The sequence below is a fragment of the Xanthomonas sp. NCPPB 2922 genome, assembly GCF_041520885.1.
In the GTDB taxonomy this organism is placed as follows: Bacteria; Pseudomonadota; Gammaproteobacteria; order Xanthomonadales; family Xanthomonadaceae; genus Xanthomonas; species Xanthomonas campestris.
The window spans coordinates 17,373-35,871 of the sequence record NZ_JBGOFY010000031.1 but is presented as its reverse complement, the minus strand read 5'-3'; the positions used below and the strand labels follow the sequence as shown (position 1 = coordinate 35,871).

The 18,499-nt window shown below is 66.0% G+C and carries 11 protein-coding genes and 1 other RNA gene; 6 read left to right on the top strand and 6 right to left on the bottom strand.

Features of this window, described 5'->3' with window-relative positions:
* A partial coding sequence (locus tag ACD584_RS20655; RefSeq protein WP_372357329.1) for an autotransporter-associated beta strand repeat-containing protein occupies positions 1-3,027 on the top strand: 3,027 nt, incomplete at its 5' end.
* 83 nt (positions 3,028-3,110) lie between these two features.
* Here ACD584_RS20655 and ACD584_RS20650 read toward each other — a convergent pair.
* Entirely contained in the window at positions 3,111-5,918 is a 2,808-nt protein-coding gene (locus ACD584_RS20650; protein WP_076036949.1) for a S8 family serine peptidase, read from the bottom strand.
* Between the two features lie 1,503 nt (positions 5,919-7,421).
* Positions 7,422-8,018: a TetR/AcrR family transcriptional regulator gene (locus ACD584_RS20645; protein WP_175611852.1), complete on the bottom strand. Its 597-nt coding sequence runs from the start codon at positions 8,016-8,018 to the stop codon at positions 7,422-7,424.
* Here ACD584_RS20645 and ACD584_RS20640 point away from each other — a divergent pair.
* Positions 7,960-8,610 carry an alpha/beta fold hydrolase gene (locus tag ACD584_RS20640; RefSeq protein WP_220375507.1) on the top strand — a complete coding sequence of 217 codons (651 nt, stop codon included), beginning with the start codon at positions 7,960-7,962 and terminating at the stop codon, positions 8,608-8,610. The two genes, ACD584_RS20645 and ACD584_RS20640, sit on opposite strands and share 59 nt — an antisense overlap.
* 208 nt (positions 8,611-8,818) lie before the next feature.
* On the opposite strand, the gene ACD584_RS20635 is transcribed toward ACD584_RS20640, so the two are convergent.
* The 3 genes from ACD584_RS20635 to ACD584_RS20625 form a co-directional block, all read right to left on the bottom strand.
* Positions 8,819-10,783, bottom strand: coding sequence for a beta-N-acetylglucosaminidase domain-containing protein (locus ACD584_RS20635; RefSeq protein ID WP_076036952.1), 1,965 nt, complete (start codon positions 10,781-10,783; stop codon positions 8,819-8,821).
* Between the two features lie 710 nt (positions 10,784-11,493).
* A complete protein-coding gene (locus ACD584_RS20630; protein WP_076036954.1) occupies positions 11,494-12,267 on the bottom strand; it encodes a DUF4440 domain-containing protein in 774 nt (257 codons plus the stop codon).
* A 36-nt stretch (positions 12,268-12,303) separates the two neighbouring features.
* Complete coding sequence (locus tag ACD584_RS20625) at positions 12,304-13,686, bottom strand: GAF domain-containing sensor histidine kinase (protein ID WP_228438017.1); 1,383 nt, start codon at positions 13,684-13,686, stop codon at positions 12,304-12,306.
* A gap of 663 nt (positions 13,687-14,349) precedes the next feature.
* Between ACD584_RS20625 and ACD584_RS20620 the strand changes: the two genes are divergently transcribed.
* From ACD584_RS20620 to ACD584_RS20610, 3 genes are all read left to right on the top strand, one after another.
* The gene (locus tag ACD584_RS20620) at positions 14,350-14,766 is read left to right on the top strand and encodes a DUF2231 domain-containing protein (protein ID WP_076036955.1); all 417 of its coding nucleotides are present in this window, start codon (positions 14,350-14,352) and stop codon (positions 14,764-14,766) included.
* Positions 14,763-16,073 (top strand): sorbosone dehydrogenase family protein, encoded by a 1,311-nt coding sequence (locus tag ACD584_RS20615; protein WP_076036956.1) that lies wholly within the window; start codon positions 14,763-14,765, stop codon positions 16,071-16,073. Before ACD584_RS20620 ends, ACD584_RS20615 begins: the two co-directional genes overlap by 4 nt.
* Before the next feature lie 215 nt (positions 16,074-16,288).
* Positions 16,289-17,326, top strand: a complete 1,038-nt coding sequence (locus ACD584_RS20610; protein WP_076036957.1) for a Gfo/Idh/MocA family protein — start codon at positions 16,289-16,291, stop codon at positions 17,324-17,326.
* A gap of 66 nt (positions 17,327-17,392) precedes the next feature.
* Here ACD584_RS20610 and ACD584_RS20605 read toward each other — a convergent pair.
* Positions 17,393-17,467: non-coding RNA, sX9 sRNA (locus ACD584_RS20605), on the bottom strand.
* Between the two features lie 237 nt (positions 17,468-17,704).
* Between ACD584_RS20605 and ACD584_RS20600 the strand changes: the two genes are divergently transcribed.
* The gene (locus ACD584_RS20600; protein ID WP_076036958.1) at positions 17,705-18,400 is read left to right on the top strand and encodes a thermonuclease family protein; all 696 of its coding nucleotides are present in this window, start codon (positions 17,705-17,707) and stop codon (positions 18,398-18,400) included.
* The last annotated feature ends 99 nt before the right edge of the window (positions 18,401-18,499 follow it).

The window sequence follows — 18,499 nt, the reverse complement described above, 5'->3', positions numbered from 1 at the left end:
ACCTACACCGGCGGCACCGCCCTGGGCGGCGGCACCCTGGTGCTGGGCGATGCCCAGGCACTGGGCACCGGCACGCTCACTGCTGCTGGCGGCACCACACTGGATGCCGATCAGGCGCTTGCCATCGCCAATGCGGTGGACCTCACCGGCGCGCTGACCGTGGCCGGCAGCAACGACCTGACCCTGAGTGGCCCGGTTAGCGGCGCCGGTGGGCTGATCAAGGACGGCACCGCCACGCTCACCCTGGATGGCGCCAACAGCTACACCGGCGGCACCGTCTTGAATGCCGGCACGCTCGGAGTGGGCAGCAACACGGCGCTGGGCACCGGCAGCCTCTCGGTACTGGGCAATGCGACGTTGAGTAATGCCGTGGCGGTGGCGCTGGGCAACGCGCTCACCCTCGGCGCCACGCTCGATGTCGCCAACGCGGCAGATCTGACCCTGGCCGGTGACATCAGCGGCAACGGTGCGCTGGTCAAGTCCGGGACCGGCACGCTGACGCTGGATGGCACCAACAGCTACACCGGCGGCACCACGCTCAATGCCGGTACCACGGTGGGCGACAGCGCCAGCCTGCAAGGTGCGATCGTCGACAACGCGGCGCTGGTGTTCAACCAGACCGCCGATGGCGTGTTCACCGGTTCGATCACTGGCACCGGCTCGGTGACCAAGGACGGCGCGGGCGATCTTCGTTTGAATGGCGCCAATGCCTACACCGGCGGCACCACCATCACCGCGGGCACCTTGATCGGCGATACCACCAGCCTGCAAGGCAACATCCTCGACAACGCGGCGCTGGTCTTCGACCAGGCCGGTGGCGGCGTGTATGCCGGTGTGATCAGCGGCACCGGCAGTGTCGAAAAGACCGGCGCCGGTGCATTGGTGTTGACCGGCGCCAACAGCTACACCGGCGGCACCCTGGTCAGCGCCGGCAGCCTGATCGGCAACACCACCAGCCTGCAGGGCAACGTGGTCGACAACGCCACGTTGGTGTTCGACCAGGCAACCGACGGCACCTTCGCCGGCGCCATCAGCGGCACCGGCAATGTGGTCAAGCAAGGCGATGGCGTGCTCACGCTGAGTGGCACCAACAGCTATAGCGGCGGCACCACAATTGCCGATGGCACCTTGCAGGGCACCACCAGCAGCCTGCAGGGCAACATCCTGGACAACGCCGTGCTGGTGTTCGACCAGGCCGGTGACGGCACCTTTGCCGGCAACATCACCGGCAGCGGCACGCTGATCAAGAACGGCACCGGTGCGGTCACGCTGGCTGGCGTCAACAGCTATCTCGGCGGTACCACCATCAATGCCGGCACCCTGATCGGCGACACCGACAGCCTGCAAGGCAACATCCTCAACAACGCAGCGCTGGTGTTCCTGCAGGACGCCAACGGCACCTATGCAGGCACCCTGTCGGGCACCGGCACCCTGGTCAAGGACGGCACCGGCACCTTGCTGGTGACCGCCAACAGCGGTGGCTTCACCGGGCCGACCACGGTGAGTGACGGCACCTTGAGCGTGGGCAACCCGGCCAATCCGGGCGCGGCCCTGGGCGGGCCGGTGACGGTGGGCCCGGGCGGCACGCTCATCGGCAGCGGCACCATCGGCGGGCTGAACCTGTCGGGCACCCTGCTCAGTGGCGGCGACAGCGGCTCGATCACGGTTGGCGGCAATGCCACCATCAATCCAGGTTCCACCTGGCAAGTAACCCCGGGAAGTACCGGCACGGTCACACCGGTCACGGTGGGCGGCACGGCGGTGGTCGCGCCGGGCAGCACCCTGCAATTGATACGCACGCCGGACATGCCCCTGTTCGTGGACATCCCGCTGATCAATGCCGGTGGTGGCCTGAGCGGCCAGTTCACCAACATCACCTCCGACTACGCGTTCATTGACCCGAATGTCAGCGTGAGTGCCGGTGGGCTGTCGGTGTCGTTTGGGCGCAATACGGTGTCGATGGTCGACATTGCGGTGACGCCGAACGAGCAGGCCAGTGCCGCAGGTGTAGATGGCCTGCCCACCACCAGCCCGATCTTGCAGGCAGTGCTGCGTTTGCCGGACGACCCGCAGGCCGTGCGCACTGCATTCGCCTCGCTGTCCGGCGAAAGCCACGCCACTACCGCGACGGCAATGCTCGATAGCCGTTTCCTGATGAGCGGCATCGGCAGCCATCTGCGTGGCGACAGCCAGGACACCCGCGTGGGCGACACCACGGTCTGGATCGCCGGCCGCAGCCGTCCGAACCGGATCGACGGCGACAGCAATGCCAACTCGGTGCGGCGCGAAGACGATGGCGTGATGGCCGGTGCCGAACGTCGCATCGGCGAGCGCAGCCTGATCGGCGTTGCGGTGGGTAACCAGGACCTGGAAAGCTGGTCGCGTGCCAACGATGATCGTGCCGATATCGATGCCACGCATGTCGGCGTGTACGCGCAGGCCGACTGGTCCGCTTTCACCCTGCAGGGTGGGGTGGACTATGCGGACTATCGTGTCGACAGTACCCGCCGCGTGATTCTGCCCGGCGTGATGGAAGAACGTCTGAGCAGCGAGTACGACGCCACGGCCACCACGGTCTCGCTGGAAGCGGCCTGGAACCTGCAGGCGGGCACCGCGGTGTACAGCCCGTTCGTCGCGGCGGCCTACACGCATCTGAAGACCGACGGTTTCAGCGAGCGTGGCGGCATTGCCGGGCTGTCGGTGGACAGCGCCAAGGACGAGTACACCACCAGCACGGTGGGTGTGCGCGGCCGTTGGGAGCTGGGCCAACAGGCCGGCCTTTACGCATCGGTGGGTTGGCGGCATGCCTATGGCGACCGCCAGGTGCAGCGCTCGGCGGGCTTCATCGGCGCGGGCACCAGCTTCTCGGTGCACAGCGTGACCCTGGCCAAGAATGCGGTGGTGGGCGAAGTGGGCGTGAATCTGATCACCTCGCCGAGCAGCCGCATGGCGTTGTCGCTGCAAGGTCTCAATGGCGATGGCCAGACCGCGTATGGGGGGCAGGTGACCTGGGGCTGGAGCTTCTGATCCTGCCGCGGTTGCAGTGTTGAAACAGCAAAGGCCCCGGCAATGCCGGGGCCTTTTGTTTGTTACCAGTGACCCGGCGTGCCTCAGAACTGCCAGCGCAGGCCGACATTGGCGTTGACGCTGCTGGCATCGGAACTGCCACGCTCGGCACCCACATTGCCGTACAGCGAGAACGTGTCGCTGACGCTGTAGCGCACGCCGACCGACGCACGCAGCGCTTCCTTGGACAGCGGCTCACCGGCAACGGTAAACCGCGCCTCGGGCAGGCCGGTGAACCAGGCGGTGAAGTCGGCGCGGTTGTCGCCAAACAGCGAGCGATAGGCAACCAGGCCGTCGAAGCCCCACTTGCCATGCGCCAGGTGACCGCGCACGCCCACTTCGCCGTAACCGGCGCGCAGCGTGTCGCTGGCTGCGCTCAGGCCCAGGCCGGTGACCGATGCTTCGCTGAAGGCGTCCTGGGTCTGGCTGACCACACCGGCGGCCACGAACGGTGACAGCCCGGCGCGCGGCAACAAGCCCAGTTCGGTGCGCAGCGACCAGTTGGTGTCGTGGCGACGATCTTGCAGGCGCTCGCCGATGCTGCCGGCCTGCACGCTGCGTTCGGTTTCCACGCTGCCCATGCCGTATGAGCCAATCGCCGAGAGATAGGCCATGCCGACCGGCTGGTACAGGTAGGCGGTCATCGCGTAGCGGTCGGCGCGCAGGCGGCTGGCCGAGGCGCTGATGGTGCCGCGGTCTTCGCCCGAGGTGAGCGCTGCACCCACGATGGTGCCGGCGCCGCCCAGCGGCATGTCGAAGCCCACGGTGGTTGCGCGCTGGGTGTAATCGGCCGACGCGTAGCCGGCGCGGCTCAGGTCACCGTCGAGGTAGCTGCCCTGCATCCAGGTGGTCAGCGTGGTGGTGCTGGCCAGCAGCGGCAGGCGATCTGCCGCCACACGTGCATCGTTGAGCGCGGACTGGAACCCGAGCGTGCGTTCGATGCCGTGGACCTGGCCCACGAGCGTCGGCAGCGAGCTGGCAACCTGCGCATCGGTGGCCAGTAGCAGCGCGCCGGTCGCGGTAATGACGCCGCCCAGGTTTGCGGTGTCGCCGGACGCCACGCGGGTATCCAGGGCTTTGACCAGGCTGTCGGCCTGACGGGCGCCGGCCACCACCGACTGCGACGCACCGGCAGCCTGTGCGCTGGCGGCAGCGGCATTGCGGGTGAGCGTGGCGGTGACGCTGGTGGGGTCATAGGCCAGCGCGGCGGTCCAGAAGAAGTTGTTGGCGTACTGCACGCTGTCGAAGGTGCCCTGCAGGGTGCCGGCACGAACGATGCGCTCGCTGCCGGCAACCGTGTAGCCCGCCGCTTCCGGCAGCAACAACAGGTTGCCTTTCAGGCTGGCCTGGCCGGTCACGGTCAGGCCCTTGCCCAGTTCGATCGCGGTGGTGCCGGTGCTGTTGACCAGGCTGTAGTTGCCGTTGATGGTGCCGCCGCGCGATTCAAACGTGGCCGAATTGAGCACCAGCACGTCGGAGCGCACGCTGCCCGACAGGGCCAGCACGCCGTCGCTGATGCTGGTGCCGCCGGCGTAGCTGTTGTTGCCGCTCAGGGTGAGTCTGCCGGCGCCGTTCTTGGTCAGGTTGCCGCTGCCGGAGATGTCGTTGCTGAAGGTGCTGTCGTAGCCGGAGGTCACGTTTGCCGCCCAGTTGCTGGCGAACTGGCCCGGGCCCTTGATCGCCTTGGCGGCATTGACCATGCCCCAACCGTACAACGCGTCGACGCCTGGATCGCCCAGGTCGGTGGCGGTGGTCAGCAGGGTCTGCTGCAGGTTGGAAGCGCTCATCCAGGGATACACGCCGAGTACCTGCGCGGCCACGCCGCTGACAGCGGCAGTGGAGAACGAGGTGCCGGCGATCTGGCCCTGCAACTCGGTGCCGGCCAGGGCCGGGGCGGCGTACATGCCCGGCGCCACCAGGCACCACTGCGCAGCGGAACCGCAATGATTGGAATAGCTGCTCAGCCCGGCCGGGTTGCCGGCGCTGTCGATCTCCACCGCGCCCACGGCCAGCCAGTTGTTGCGCAGGCTGGCTTCCTGCACCGGCGCGGCGGCCGGGTAGGAGGCTTCAGCGGCGCCATCGTTGCCGGTGGAGGCCACGATCAAGGCATCTGCCTGCACCAGCGGGGTCAGCGCGAAGCGCCAGGCCAGTGCCGCATTGGCGCTGCTGGCCGCATCGGCGTACGAGGCGCCGATCGACAGGTTGGCGATCCGGACACCGGCCGCAGCCATGTCCACTGCGGCGCGACGCGCCTGCTGGGTGCCACAGGAATTCTCGGCGCAGATGCGGCCGTAGATCAGGTCGGCATCCGGCGCGACACCCCCAGCGAAGCCGTCCTGCGCCGAACCCAGCACCAGTGCAGACACCACGCTGCCGTGGCCCCGCAACCGATTGGACGTGGATTCCGCTGCGCCGGGGACGGCGGTGTAATCGGTAAACGCGTCGACCTTGCCAGCGACCGGCGCGTAGGTCTGCACCAGGTTGTCGTCCATCACGCCGATCTTGACGCCTTGGCCTCTGGCGCCGGCCTGCTGGGCCAGATCCGCATTGGTGGGCACCAGCAGATTGCTGGCCAGGCCCTGGTAGCGCGGGGGCGCGACCGGCACCGGTGCAGTTTTCGGCAGCGGATCGGCAGTCGGGGTGGGGGCGGGAGCGGGAGCCGGAGAAGGCGTTGGAGCAGGCGTTGGCGCAGGCGTCGGGGCCGGTGCGGGGGTCGGATCGGTGATCGGCGCCGGCACCACCGTGGTGGTCGGTGGCGGGTCGTTGCGGACATTGCCGCCACCACCGCCGCCGCCACAGGCAGTCAGGACAAGGCAGGAGGAGATCGTCGTTGCGAGGAGCGAGCGTTTCATTGGTGGTCTGATTCCTGTCATGGCGCGCCGCTTAGCCGCTTCACATCAACGTCTGGCGCAGTGGACCTGCGCCGACCCAGACCGGCGCAAGAGTTTATTCACGTGTTATTGACATTTAAGTTGCTGGCGAATCCATCCCCATGGATGTCGTCGCGAACCGCAGCCGAGAGGGCTGTTTTGTAGCGCCGCCTCAATTGCCTGATGGTTTAACGGCGATGGGTGGAACTTCTAAAACAGGATTGGACAGCCAGTATTCAGAAGAAACTCTTCAATAGGATTTATTGATTCGAGCAATAGCCGAAATGGTTTAAGGCTATTCCTTACAAGCTGTACGCTTGCGTCCGTTTATTCTTTGCGGTGAAACGGCGAGCATCCTAAATGCGATCAAAGTCGCATGGCATCAGGGAAGACGATCGTAGATGTAGGCAATTCACCTACCACGTAGCGGTAGATAACGAACTCAACCAGTAAAGACGGACACTACTGTAGTTAGCGGACTCTAGCTTGCGCACTATCGGAATCGAGTGTGGCTCTGCGCGTTCGCACATGCAGGGCTGCTCGCAGTTTATTTTCAGGAATAAACTGGCCGCACTCATGCGCATCGATCTATCGAAATTGAGGTCGATAAGGTGCCTTGTTATATGGGTTGGTTTAAAGCATTTGGAGGACGGTTATATCGAGCTGCCCGAGGTGCGCTTGGCCGAAGACGCTGACTCACCAATTTAATCAGCGCCGTTATCCATCGCGATCTAGTGAAAATGCCTGGCGCTGACAATTCGGGAAATGTGCTCCACGCACAGGACGATCCGGTTTTTCAGCAGGATTTCTGCGGATTTCTGCGGATTTCGAGCTTGGATGCCGTACGCATGCCAACGCGCCGCAGCCTAGCAAATGAGCGTTTGAATGACGACGATTGCAGACGCCCTCGACCGTCACCATTCTCTGGCTGAGTACGCCATTTGAATAAAGCGTCCACCGACGTGTCCTTCTGCGGCACGCATCGCGCGATGTAGATGCCAGGACCCGGGCTACTTCAGTTTGGTTCCCGCGATGCATAGCGGCCTTTACTGGAATCCGGAGCGGCGTCTGCCTGGTGGCGTCTGCGTTACGCCGAACCAGCAGCTCCATTCGCCCAGGCAGTGACGGGCAGCAGCGCCGGCAGGCCTCGGATTCCCGCTCAGCGGGGCTCTCGGCGGAGCTTCCGTCCGAACACAGGTCCGTTCAGCGCCGTTCAGCTGATTCCCGCTGCCTGAGCGGCGCGCACCACGTGCAGACGGACGCAAGCCAGCTATCCAGCCAGGTGCAAGGTCCACGCTGTCTGCATCTCAGTGCTGCGGCAGCCAAGTGGCGGGGTGACGTCGGTTCACCAAAGGCAGCGGGCGAGGGGCGCCGCTGACGCAGGCAGGCCACATGCATGGCGATCTCGGTCATCAGCACGGCCGTCGCAGCGGATCGCGGCGTCTCAGCCGGGCCCGACCGTGTCACTGTCGCTAAGCGCGCCCGTTACCTGGCTGGCTGCCCGGGCAGGGCAGCCAGGATCTTCCCGCGGCAGACCTCCAGGATCTCGTCTGCCAGTGGTGAATCGTCGGGGCAGGCGCGCGAGAGCACCACCGCGCCGATCGCGTGGGCCAACCGGTCGATGGTGTCGGCGCGCACCTGCTGCCGTTGCGCAGCGTTGCGCGCGTCATCGGCGTTGGCCAGCGTGTCCAGCAACGTGCTGATGCCGCTGGCGAATTCGGCCTTGATGGCTTCAGGTTGCCGCGCGGCGTCGCCACAGAGCGCGGCCATGGTGCAGCCGCGTGCACGGCCATCGCGATGCTTGCGCGAGACGTAATCGCTGAGGAATTCGGCCACATCCACCGCATCGGAGGCGGCAGCGGTCTTGGAAAAACCCAGTGCGGCGGTCTCGGCCATCAGGTCCGCCTTGGAGCGGAAGTGCTTGTAGAAGCCGCCATGGGTGAAGCCGGCCGCGGCCATCAGTTCGGCCACGCCCACGCCGTCGTAGCCGCGCTCGCGAAACAGCGCAGCCGCGGTCTCGACGATATGTGCCCGCGGCATCGGCGGCTCGGGCGGCACCGCGCCGCTGACGATCGCCGCCATGGCGCACGACATGATCGCGCTGATGGGCAGCCTGGGCATCGCACAAGTGGATCTGCTCGGCACCTCGTTCGGCGGTTTCGTGGCGCAGGACATCGTGCGGCAGGCGCCGCAATGCGTGCGCAAGCTCATCCTGGCCAGCAGCGGCCCGGCCGGCGGCGCGGGGATCGACAAGGTGGGCGCAATCAGCCTGCCGCAGATTCTCAAAGGTGCGTTGACGCGCCGCGACCCGAAGTACTTCCTGTTTTTCACCGCCAGCCAGCGCGGGCGGCACGCCGCAACCGCGTTCCTGGATCGCCTCGCCGAGCGCACCCAGCACCGCGACAAACCGCTCAGCCCCCGCGCGTTCTGGCGGCAACTGCAGGCGATCAAGGCATGGGCGCGGCAACCCGCGCAAGACCTCACCCGCTTCACCATGCCGGTGCTCATCACCGCCGGCGATCACGACCGCCTGGTGCCGCCCGTGCACAGCGAAGCGCTGGCCAGGCGCATTCCCCACGCGCAGCTGATCGTCTACCAGGACGCCGGCCACGGCGCGGCATTCCAGTACCACGCCGCGTTCGTCGCGAGCGTGCTGGCGTTTTTGGATCAGTGAAGGGCGCGCTGCGGTGTCTCGGCGCGGCCGCCACTGCAACCGCGCACGCGTTGATTGCGCGCCACGACAGGTAAAGCCGAACGGAAGGCCTCAGGCGTGCAGGCACCGATCAAGCAGCGCGACGGCGATCGCCCATCACGCGCAAACGCTGGTCCAAGCACGACGGGCGCTGCCATCACGGCAGCGCCTGCAACGCGCCACCGTGCGATTACTCCTGCGCAGCTGGCACGTATACCAAGCCAGGGGCGTCCTTGACGAAGCTGTCCAGCACGCCGTCTGCCACCTTCACCGAGCCGGCAAAACGGGTGGCGCCGGGGATGGACTGGATGGCGGCCGCCTGTTCGGCGAATTGTTTGGCCGCATCGAACTGCTGGGTGGCCGCTTGCGTGTTGGCAGCGGGCGCAGCTGAGACGCCGTTGACACTGCGGCGCAATGACTGGCCCCACAACTGCGCTGCGCTGAGCCACGGGTCGGCTTCGCGCACGAAGGCCTGAGTGGTGCTGCCGGCGCGGATCTGCGCCGGCGCGGCCGCCAGTGCATCGGCGGCGTTGCCGAGTGCGTGCAGTGCCGGGGTGATGGCCGCCTGGTCGCCGCTGGCCAGCGCATCACGTGCATCATCGACCAGTGCCTTGAGGCGCGGCGCCTGCGGTTGCCAGGGTAGGTGGCCGAAGGTCGGCGCAACGTGCTGGGTGTCGAAGAAGGTCAGCAAGGCCTGGGTCACCAGCGGGTCGTTGCCGGCCAGATCGCGCGCGGCGTAACGCCAGGTGCGTTGCGCGTCATAACCAACATCGTTCCAGGCGAAGGCGAGCAAGCCCGCCACCGCCGGCCGGCTGGCCACTTCCTGATTCATCGGGTTGGAGACGATGCCGCTCAGCTCCGCCGACAGCCCTGCCTGGCGGCGGTCGTACGGGGCGAGTAGCAGACGCCCGGTGGTTTCGGCGAAATCGTTGACCGGGTAGTTGTCCCACAGCAGCGTCTTGCGGCCGAAGGCCTTGGTCGCGTTGCGCGCGTCGGTTACCGAGATGGAGGCGGGCACCACGTCGGTACCGGTCCATTGAATGACCACGCGCGGATCCAGTGCCTTGTGCAGCGTGGTCTTGTACGGCGACACGGTGGCGTTGAAGTATTCGGTGGGCACCATGATCAGCGAGCCGTGGCCGGCCGCGGCGATATCTGCCTGCACGGCGTTGAGCAACTTAGCCTGCGCGGTGGCCGCGGCCTGTTCGCCAGACGGGCCGAAGGCGGCTTCGTCGGCCTTGCAGTTCCATTTGGTGTATTCGATATCGTCGAAGGCGACATAGAAACTGCGCACGCCGCGTTTGCGCAATGCGCTGAACTTGCGGCGGATGGCGTCCAGCTCGGCCGGATCGCTGTAGCAGACCGACGGGCCCGGCGATATCGCGTAGACGAAGTTGATGTGCTCGCGGTTGGCAACTTCCACCACCTTGCCCAGCGCCTTGAGCGTGGCCGCGGGGTAAGGCTCGCGCCAGCGCTCACGGGCGAACACGTCGTCCTTGGGGCTGTAGATATAGGTGTTGGCCTTGAAGCGGGCGAGGAAGGCGAGGTGGTCCTCACGCTCGGCCATGCTCCAGGGCTTGCCGTAGAAGCCTTCGATCGAGCCGCGCACCGGCATGGACGGCGCATCGGCGATGGCCACCGACGGTATCTGCCCGGCGGTCACCAATTGCCGAAAGGTCTGCGCCGCGTGGTACAGGCCATCACTGTCCTTGCCGGCCAGCACGATGGTGACGCCGGTGCCGCTGGCGCGGCTGCCCAGTGCATAGGCTTCGTCACGCTCGGGCAGTGCCGCGCCGGTCTGTTCCAGTGCGCTGCGCACGCTGGCGGTATCGCTCAGGCCTAGCACCACCTGCACGGTGCCTGGCTCGCTGGCGGGTGTGGTGGCAACGCGGATCTTGCGCACGCCGGCGGCGGTGAGCACCTTGCGTACCAAGGCTTCGGAGGCCGCGTCGGTGCCTTTGGGGCGCACCAGCACCACCGACGTGCCCAAGCTCAGCTCCGGCCCGAGCAAGCGCAACGACGTGGGCGCAGGAAACACCGCCGGGGCAGTCGCCGGCGTGGCGGACTCGGCAGCAGCGGCGCCGGGGAGCACTGCAGCGGCCAGCGCTGCGGCGGTCAGCACGGCTTCAATACGAAACGATCGGCGGTGTCGCATCAAAGATCTCCATGCCAAATTGGTATTTGATTTATCTTGGATGGTATCTACCAATGCATGGCAAGTCGAGGCATGGCTGCAGTGGGTAAGGGAACCACGCACGACCGGCGCGCGCGACGCTGCGCAGCCCTGCCGGCGCGCCCGGTCGGCCACCGCAACGCCTGGTGCGCTGGCCGGCATTGAAAGATGCAGTTGACCGAATGCGGTCCTGTGCTTCGCTCCCGCCCGGCGCCATGTGCCGGTGCAGGTCCCCCATCACGGGATGGGACGCGGCACGATGCTTGCCAGGGAAGAGCCACAAGGGTCCGCGTAAAACCGATGTTTGTCTTGCTGCAGGCCCTGGGGTGTGCGCTGTTCCTGGCGATCGCATATGTGGCCCGGCCCAGCGAAGACAGCATGCCGGAGTTGCTGCAGTTGGCCGGCGTGGTCGCAATGAGCATCTGCGGGCTGCTTGGCAGCCTGGGGTTGCGCCTCAGCAGCGGGCGCGGCCTGTGCATGGCCCATCACGGCCGCGCTCAAGGTGGTGATCAACAGTGCTACCCGAATCACCATCAGATGCCTGCTACCTCAGTAGATGAGGGGCTAGACGTGCAGGGACGGGGCTCGAAGCGACCCATGGCCTGCGGTCGCCGGGGCGGCCGAATGGTCGTGGTGAGGATGAGTGGAATGGGTGGGGCTGCCACTGCGCGGGCGTGGCTGCACCGCCGCGGCTAGGGCTCGCGCACTGCACGGTCGCTGACCTCGCCATGCTCGTAGGCGGCCAGCGCGACGATTGCGCCGGCTGCATCGGCTTCGAAGTCAAAGCGCAGGTCGCGTTCCATCGCGAAGAAGCGGGTCGTCGATTCCGGATACAAGGTGGCGACAAAGCTGCCGGCGGTGAGCCGCAGATGGTCCCCATCGGCCACGACCACGATGCTGCCGATGCGTGCAGAACGATACTGGCCGGCGTAGCGTGCCAGCACTGCAGCGGGGAGGGCGAGGGTGCGTGCTGGCGGCGTGTACGGTGCCGGGCCATGTGCGTAGCTGAGCACGCGATGCATGCGCCATTGCCCGCCATCGGCGATCCACACGGTGGTGAAGGATGCCTGGCCATCCAGCGACTCTGGCGCGCCGGCCCGCTGCACGTAAAAGCGATGCTGGCCTGATAACAGTGCATAGCCGCGGCTGAGCGGGTGGAACGCCAGGCTGGTGTCGATCGCTTCGCGACGCAACCGCATGTTGGCATCGGCGCAGGGGCCTTTGCGCAACGATTCGATCAACCCGTCGCGTGTCCGGGTCAGCCCGGTTCTGTCGTGATAGAACTCCACATCCGCGCTCAACAGCTTGCCGGCGGCGGGCAGATCGCACGCGTTATAGGCCTTCCAGAAAGCGGCATCGGCGGCGCGTACGACCACCTCTTCATCCTGCGTGGCGGCGATGGCGACAGGTGCCAGGGCGACCAGCACGAAGGCCGCGAGTGTGGTCCGGACCGATCTCAGCGGCATGCGTCACTCCTGATGCGGCTGCATCGATCAGCGAGGCTAGGCCATCGCGCCTGCGCGACGCGCCGCCCGGAAGTCACCGTGCCGATCGGCGTCGGCGTGGGCGATCACGTTGCACGCCACTGGCAGCGTGCATGACCGTGCAACGCAGGTGTTAGCCCTGCATCGCCCGCTGGCGTGCGTCGTCGCGGGCCAGCGCGTCTTCGTCGCCGGCACGCAGTGCTGCGGCTGCGCCGGTGCGACCTGCATCTCGAAGGTAAAGGTGGTGCCGGCCAACAGGTCCGAGCTCACCGACAAGCGCCCCGCGTGCGCCTTGGCGATTTCCGCCGCGATATACAGCCCAAGCCCCAGCCCTGGTTGCGGCGCGTCGTCGTCGTCGCGCGAGAACGGGCTGAACAACTTGGCGCGCTTTTCCGGCGCAATCACGCCGCCGTTGTGCACGCTCAGGTGCAGCATGCCGGCAGCCTGCCAGGCGCGCAGGGTGACCGGAATGTCGGGCGTGCCGTGCACGGCTGCATTGCTGAGCAGGTTGGCGAACAGCTGTGATAACCGCGGCGCATCGCAGACGATCTCGCCGCCAATGTGGATGTCGGCATGCAGGTCGGTGCGGCCGGTGGCGGAGCGGACTTCCTGCACCACCTCCAGCAGACGACGCTCCAGCGCATCTTCCGCCCGCAAGGTGACCGGAATGCCGCCACCCAGGCGCCCGCGCGCGAAGTCGAGCACGTCATCCACCAGGCCGCCGATGCGGGTGAGGCTGGTGCGGATATGCCCCAGCAACGACGCACCACGTGGCGATTGCGGCTCCAGCTGCAGCATTTCGGTGGCCATGCTGATCGACTGCAGCGGGCTGCGCAGATCGTGGCCCAGCACGGCGATGAACTGGTCGCGTAGCTCGCCTGCATCGTTGGCCGCAGACAGCTCCGTTGCCGCCTGCTGCAGCTCTTCTTCGGTCTCCAGCGAGTTGCCGATGAGCAGGGCGAACAACTCCAGCGACTTGAGGATATGTGCTTCGTCGAAGTTGGCCGGTGCGGAATCGATCGCGCACAGCGTGCCGAAAAAGCCGCCATCGCGCCGGAAGATCGGCACCGACACATAGCTCTCCAGCCTGTACAACTTGGGCGTGTGGTGGTGCGCGTATACCGGATGCTGGCTGGCATGGCTGAAGATGACCGGCTTGGGCGACAGCCGGATCTCGTGGCAGATGGTCGATTCCACTTCCAGCTGGCCGCCGGGCTTCAGACCGAATCCGAGCGTGTCGTAGGTGGCGCAGGCCACCCAGCTGGTGTCGGTGACGCGGGCCACGGCGGTGAACCGCGAGCCGGTGATGTGGGCGACGGTTTCCAGGATCTGCGGCACGGCGGAGATTCTTTCGATCTCGGCGATGGCATTCAGCGCGGATGGAGCGGAGGAAGGGCGCATGGTGCGTCTCGCGGGCCGGAAGGGCGCAGAAGCGGGCTGATCAGTCCGCGCGGCGCAAAGTGGCGCCAGTCTAGTGCCAATTGCCTGCGCGCTGGGCGGTGACAGGCAAACGAACAGGGCTGCCAGATCGACGGGGCAGGCGGCAGGGCCTGCGGCCGGGGCGTTGTGATGGCCTGGACTGCATTGATCGCATCAAGAGGACAGAGCGATCCAGACAGTGGGGTGCTGGATCACGATGCCCGGCATCGGCGGACGGCATTCGTCGCTGAGATGGGGAATCGGGAATCGAGAGTGGGGAATGGGTAGAGGCAAGAGCACAGCAGGCGACTTCGATCATCAAGTCGGGTCGGCAGCCCAGTCTGGTCAACGATGCATGGTGGTTGCGTGCGCTTGGTGCTTTCAGACGATGACGATGCCGACGACGCACACGTCGAGCACCGTCTTGTGCATCGGTGGTGCCGTTGTTCCTGTAGGCATGCACCAAGGACTATTGCCTGGCGCGTTGCGTGCGCGCACCGGCAACGCGCGTGCATAGATGACCAACCGCCTGACGCGTGTGATCACGCGACGATGCGCGCTTCTGCATCCGCAAACATCACAAGCCTTAGCACACCGCAGTGGCAGCATCGGTGCATTCAAAACACCGTTACAGAGGAGCCCGCCATGCAGTCGATTGCTGTCCCGCCACGAACATGGGCCATCCACCCGTTTCATGCAGCCGTGCTGGGGGGCGTGTTGCCGCTGTTCCTGGGCGCGTTGCTGAGCGACTACGCGTACTGGAGCAGCTACCAGATCCAGTGGAGCAACTTCGCCTCCTGGCTGCTGGTCGGCGCGATGGTGTTCACCAGCATCGCCTTGCTCTGCGGCATCGTCGGGCTCGTGCGCGGTAGCCGGCATGTGCTGTATGTCGCTGCGTTGGTGGCCACCTGGGTGATCGGTTTCTGGAACGCGTTGCATCATGCGCGCGACGCCTGGGCGATCATGCCGATGGCACTGGTGTTGTCGGTCATCGTCACGCTGTTCGCGCTGATGGCCACCTGGGCGGGCTTCGCCAGTCTGCGGACGGGAGGTGCACGATGAGCCGCCGTCCATTTACTGTGTTGGCCGTGTCCGCATTGGCCGCTGCACTGGCCGCCTGCGGCCAGGCACCGGATGCCAAACAGCACGGCGCTGCGCCGGAGTTGCCGGCACCGCACCGTGGCCTGATGCCCGACATGTTGATTGCCAAACCGGCCGCATGGAACGACCGCCGCCCCACCGTACCGGCTGGCTACAGCGTGTCAGCGATTGCGACCGGCCTGGGCATTCCGCGCCAGACTTTGGTGCTGCCCAATGGCGACATCCTGGTGGCCGAGGGACGCGGTGGCGGTGCGCCCAATCTCAAGCCCAAGGACGTGATCGCTGGCAAGATCAAGGCCAAAGGCACCAGTTCGGTAAAGAGCGGCAATCGGCTCACGTTGTTGCGCGACGCCGACGGCGACGGCACCTACGAACTCAAGACCGTGTTTGCCGACAAGCTCAATGCGCCCTACGGGTTGGCGTTGATCGGCAACGCCTTATACGTGGCCAACCAGGACGCGCTGGTGCGCTTCGATTACAGCGAAGGCCAGACCAAGGCCAGCGGCGCGCCAACGGTGGTGACCGAGCTGCCGTCTGCCATCAACCATCACTGGACCAAGGCGCTCACCGCCAGCGCCGACGGGCGCTATCTGTATGTCGCCATCGGCTCCAACAGCAACATCACCGAACGCGGCATGCCCGCCGAAGTCGATCGCGCACGCATCTGGCAGGTGGATGCCGCCACCGGCGCACATAAGGCCTATGCCACCGGCCTGCGCAACCCCACCGCGCTGGCGATCCAGCCGGGGAGCGGCGCGCTGTGGGCCGTGGTCAACGAGCGCGACGAGATCGGTCCGAATCTGGTGCCCGATTATCTGACCTCCGTGCGCGAAGGTGGCTTCTATGGCTGGCCTTACAGCTATTGGGGCAAGAATGTGGATACGCGCGTGATGCCGCAGGATCCGCAAAAAGTGGCCTCCGCCATTGCACCGGATTACGCATTGGGCTCGCATGTGGCTGCACTCGGCGTTGCGTTTTCGTCGGCGGCCATGGGCGAAAAATTCGCAGACGGCGTCTTCGTTGGCGAGCACGGCAGCTGGAACCGCGATCCGCCGGCGGGCTACAAGGTGGTGTTCGTGCCGTTCCGCGACGGCCGCCCGGCAGGCGACCCGATCGACTTCCTCTCCGGTTTCTACGGCGACGACGGGCTGACCCGTGGCCGCCCGGTCGGCGTCACCGTGGATCCGCGTGGCGCGCTGATCGTGGCCGACGATCTGGCCAACACCATCTGGCGTGTGACTCCGGCTGCGAAGCCGGCCGCTCCCTGATCGGCATTCAACGGCGTTGAATCGGTGTGCCCGCTTCGAAGGAGGCGGGCACACGGCCGATGCGCGTTGGCATGGTCGGTGTGTGGAGTAGGCGTGCTGTTCGAAAAACGCGCTGGCATGGCATGAGGTGTCGTGGCCAACGTTCGAACGAGGCACACGCACGATGATGGAACGGCGCTTTGTTACCATCGCGCCAGTCATAGAAAGGGCCATGCATGCCATCGCTGACATTTCCCGAACCCGCGCTATTTGTTCCCAACCAGGGCGAGCCATCGCTGCGCTGGGGCATTCTGGGCCCCGGCATCATCGCCACAGCTTTCGTCAAGGCCATGCGCGGCCATACCCGGCAACAGCCGTTCGCGGTGGCCTCGCGCTCGCGGGCACGTGCGGATGCGTTTGCACAGGCCTGGTCCATCCCGCGTGCGTACGACAGTTACCAGGCACTGGTGGACGACCCGCAGGTCGACATCGTCTACATCGCCACGCCGCACAGCGAACATTTGGCGCAGGGCTTGCTCGCATTGCGCGCGGGCAAGCACGTGCTGATCGAAAAACCCATCACCACCTGCGCGGCAGACGCACGTGTGCTGGTGCAGGAAGCCCGCGCACGTGGGTTGTTTCTGATGGAGGCGATGTGGAGCCGTTACCTGCCGCATGCGCTGGTGCTCAGGGCCCTGTCCGAGAGCGGCGCGCTTGGCAGCGTGCGCCACGTCTTTGCGGACCTGAGTCAGTTGGGGCCCAGCGATCCTGCGCATCGGCAGCGCAATCCGGCGCTGGGTGGCGGCGCCTTGCTCGACCTGGGTGTGTACACCGTGCAGCTGTCGTCGATGCTGCTCGGCACACCGACGGCCATCACCGCAACCGGCGCACTCACTGACACCGGCGTGGATGCATTTTCCACATTGGTGCTCTCGCACGGCCAACACGCGCAGTCCACCTTGATCAGCTCGATCGTTGGCCGCAGTACGTCCACGGCTTACGTGAGCGGCACCGAGGCGCGCGTCGACCTGGGCGCCTCGTTCCACAATCCCACCACGCTGCAGCTGGCAGGCAACAGCGATGCCACTGCCGCAGCGCTGTGGCAGGACCCGACCGGCATCCGCGGCTATGACGGGCTCTGCTGGCAAGCGACCGCTGCCGCGTGCTTCATCGGCGAAGGTCGCACCGAATCGCCGCTGCATCCACTCGACGAAGTGGTGCAGATCATGACCACACTGGACACCGCACGCGCGCAGCTGGGCATGCGCAGTTAGGGGCGCAGCAGCGATGTGCGTGCACAGTGCCCATATCGCCGCCGGGTTGGGCGCACCATTTAGAGCGGCTAACAAAACGTAGCGAGCAGTCGTCAGGTGGGTGCGGATGGCGCGGAGGAACCGGAATGTACGTGGGTACATGCCGATTCCGAGCACCGGCCGCGCCCGCCTGGCGGCTGCGCAGTAGTTTTGATAGCTGCTCTTAACACCGAACTGCCAATCCCTGCCGGTAACCGCTAAAGTGCCTGCCCCAAGGCAGGGCAGACGGTGGTGTCTGCCCTGGTGTCGAGCCCGATGGATTGCTCGACGTCACACGCAACCGCAACGTTGCACCAAGGCCAGCGCGCACGGATGTCCTGCGCTGCCTGATGTAGAAGGATGTTGTTGTTGATGTGGTTCAGAGCTTGGTTGTGCGTTATTGGTGTGCTCACCGTTTCACCCGCCTTGGCGGCAGACCTGATCGGTCGCGCCACCGTCACCGATGGCGATACCCTCACCGTGGCGCAGCAGCGCATTCGTCTGTGGGGGATCGACGCGCCGGAGAGCGCGCAGCAATGCATCGCCCGCAATGGCCAGGCATGGCCGTGCGGCCGGCGCGCCGCAGCTGCACTGGATGCATACGTGCAGGACAAGACGGTGCGCTGCCAGCCCAAAGATACAGATCGCTACGGGCGCATCGTGGCCGAGTGCTTCGTGCAAGGCCAGTCGATCAACGCGTGGATGGTGCGTTCGGGCTGGGCCGTGGCGTATCGGCAATACGCCACCGCGTTTGTCGCTGACGAAGCCATTGCCCGCCAGCAGGCGAGCCAGCTGTGGAGCGGCAGCTTCCAGACCCCATCGGAGTACCGGCGCGCAAAACGCAATGCTTCTGCCAAGCCTGCGGCAGGCACGTCCTCACCGATCAATGCACGCTGCACCATCAAGGGCAATGTCTCGGCGAAAGGCGCCAAGATCTTCCATTTGCCCGGACAGCGCGACTACGCAAAGACACGCATCGCCCCGGCCCATGGCGAGCGGATGTTCTGCAGCGTCAGGGAAGCACTGGATGCGGGCTGGCGCCCGGCGCAGCGTTGATCTGCAGCGCATTCGCCGATCAGAACTGGTAGGCGCGCATTAGCGCTGCACGGGTCCGCCACTGCAGCGAACCCGTGTCTGCGTCCTCCCGCAGGCGCA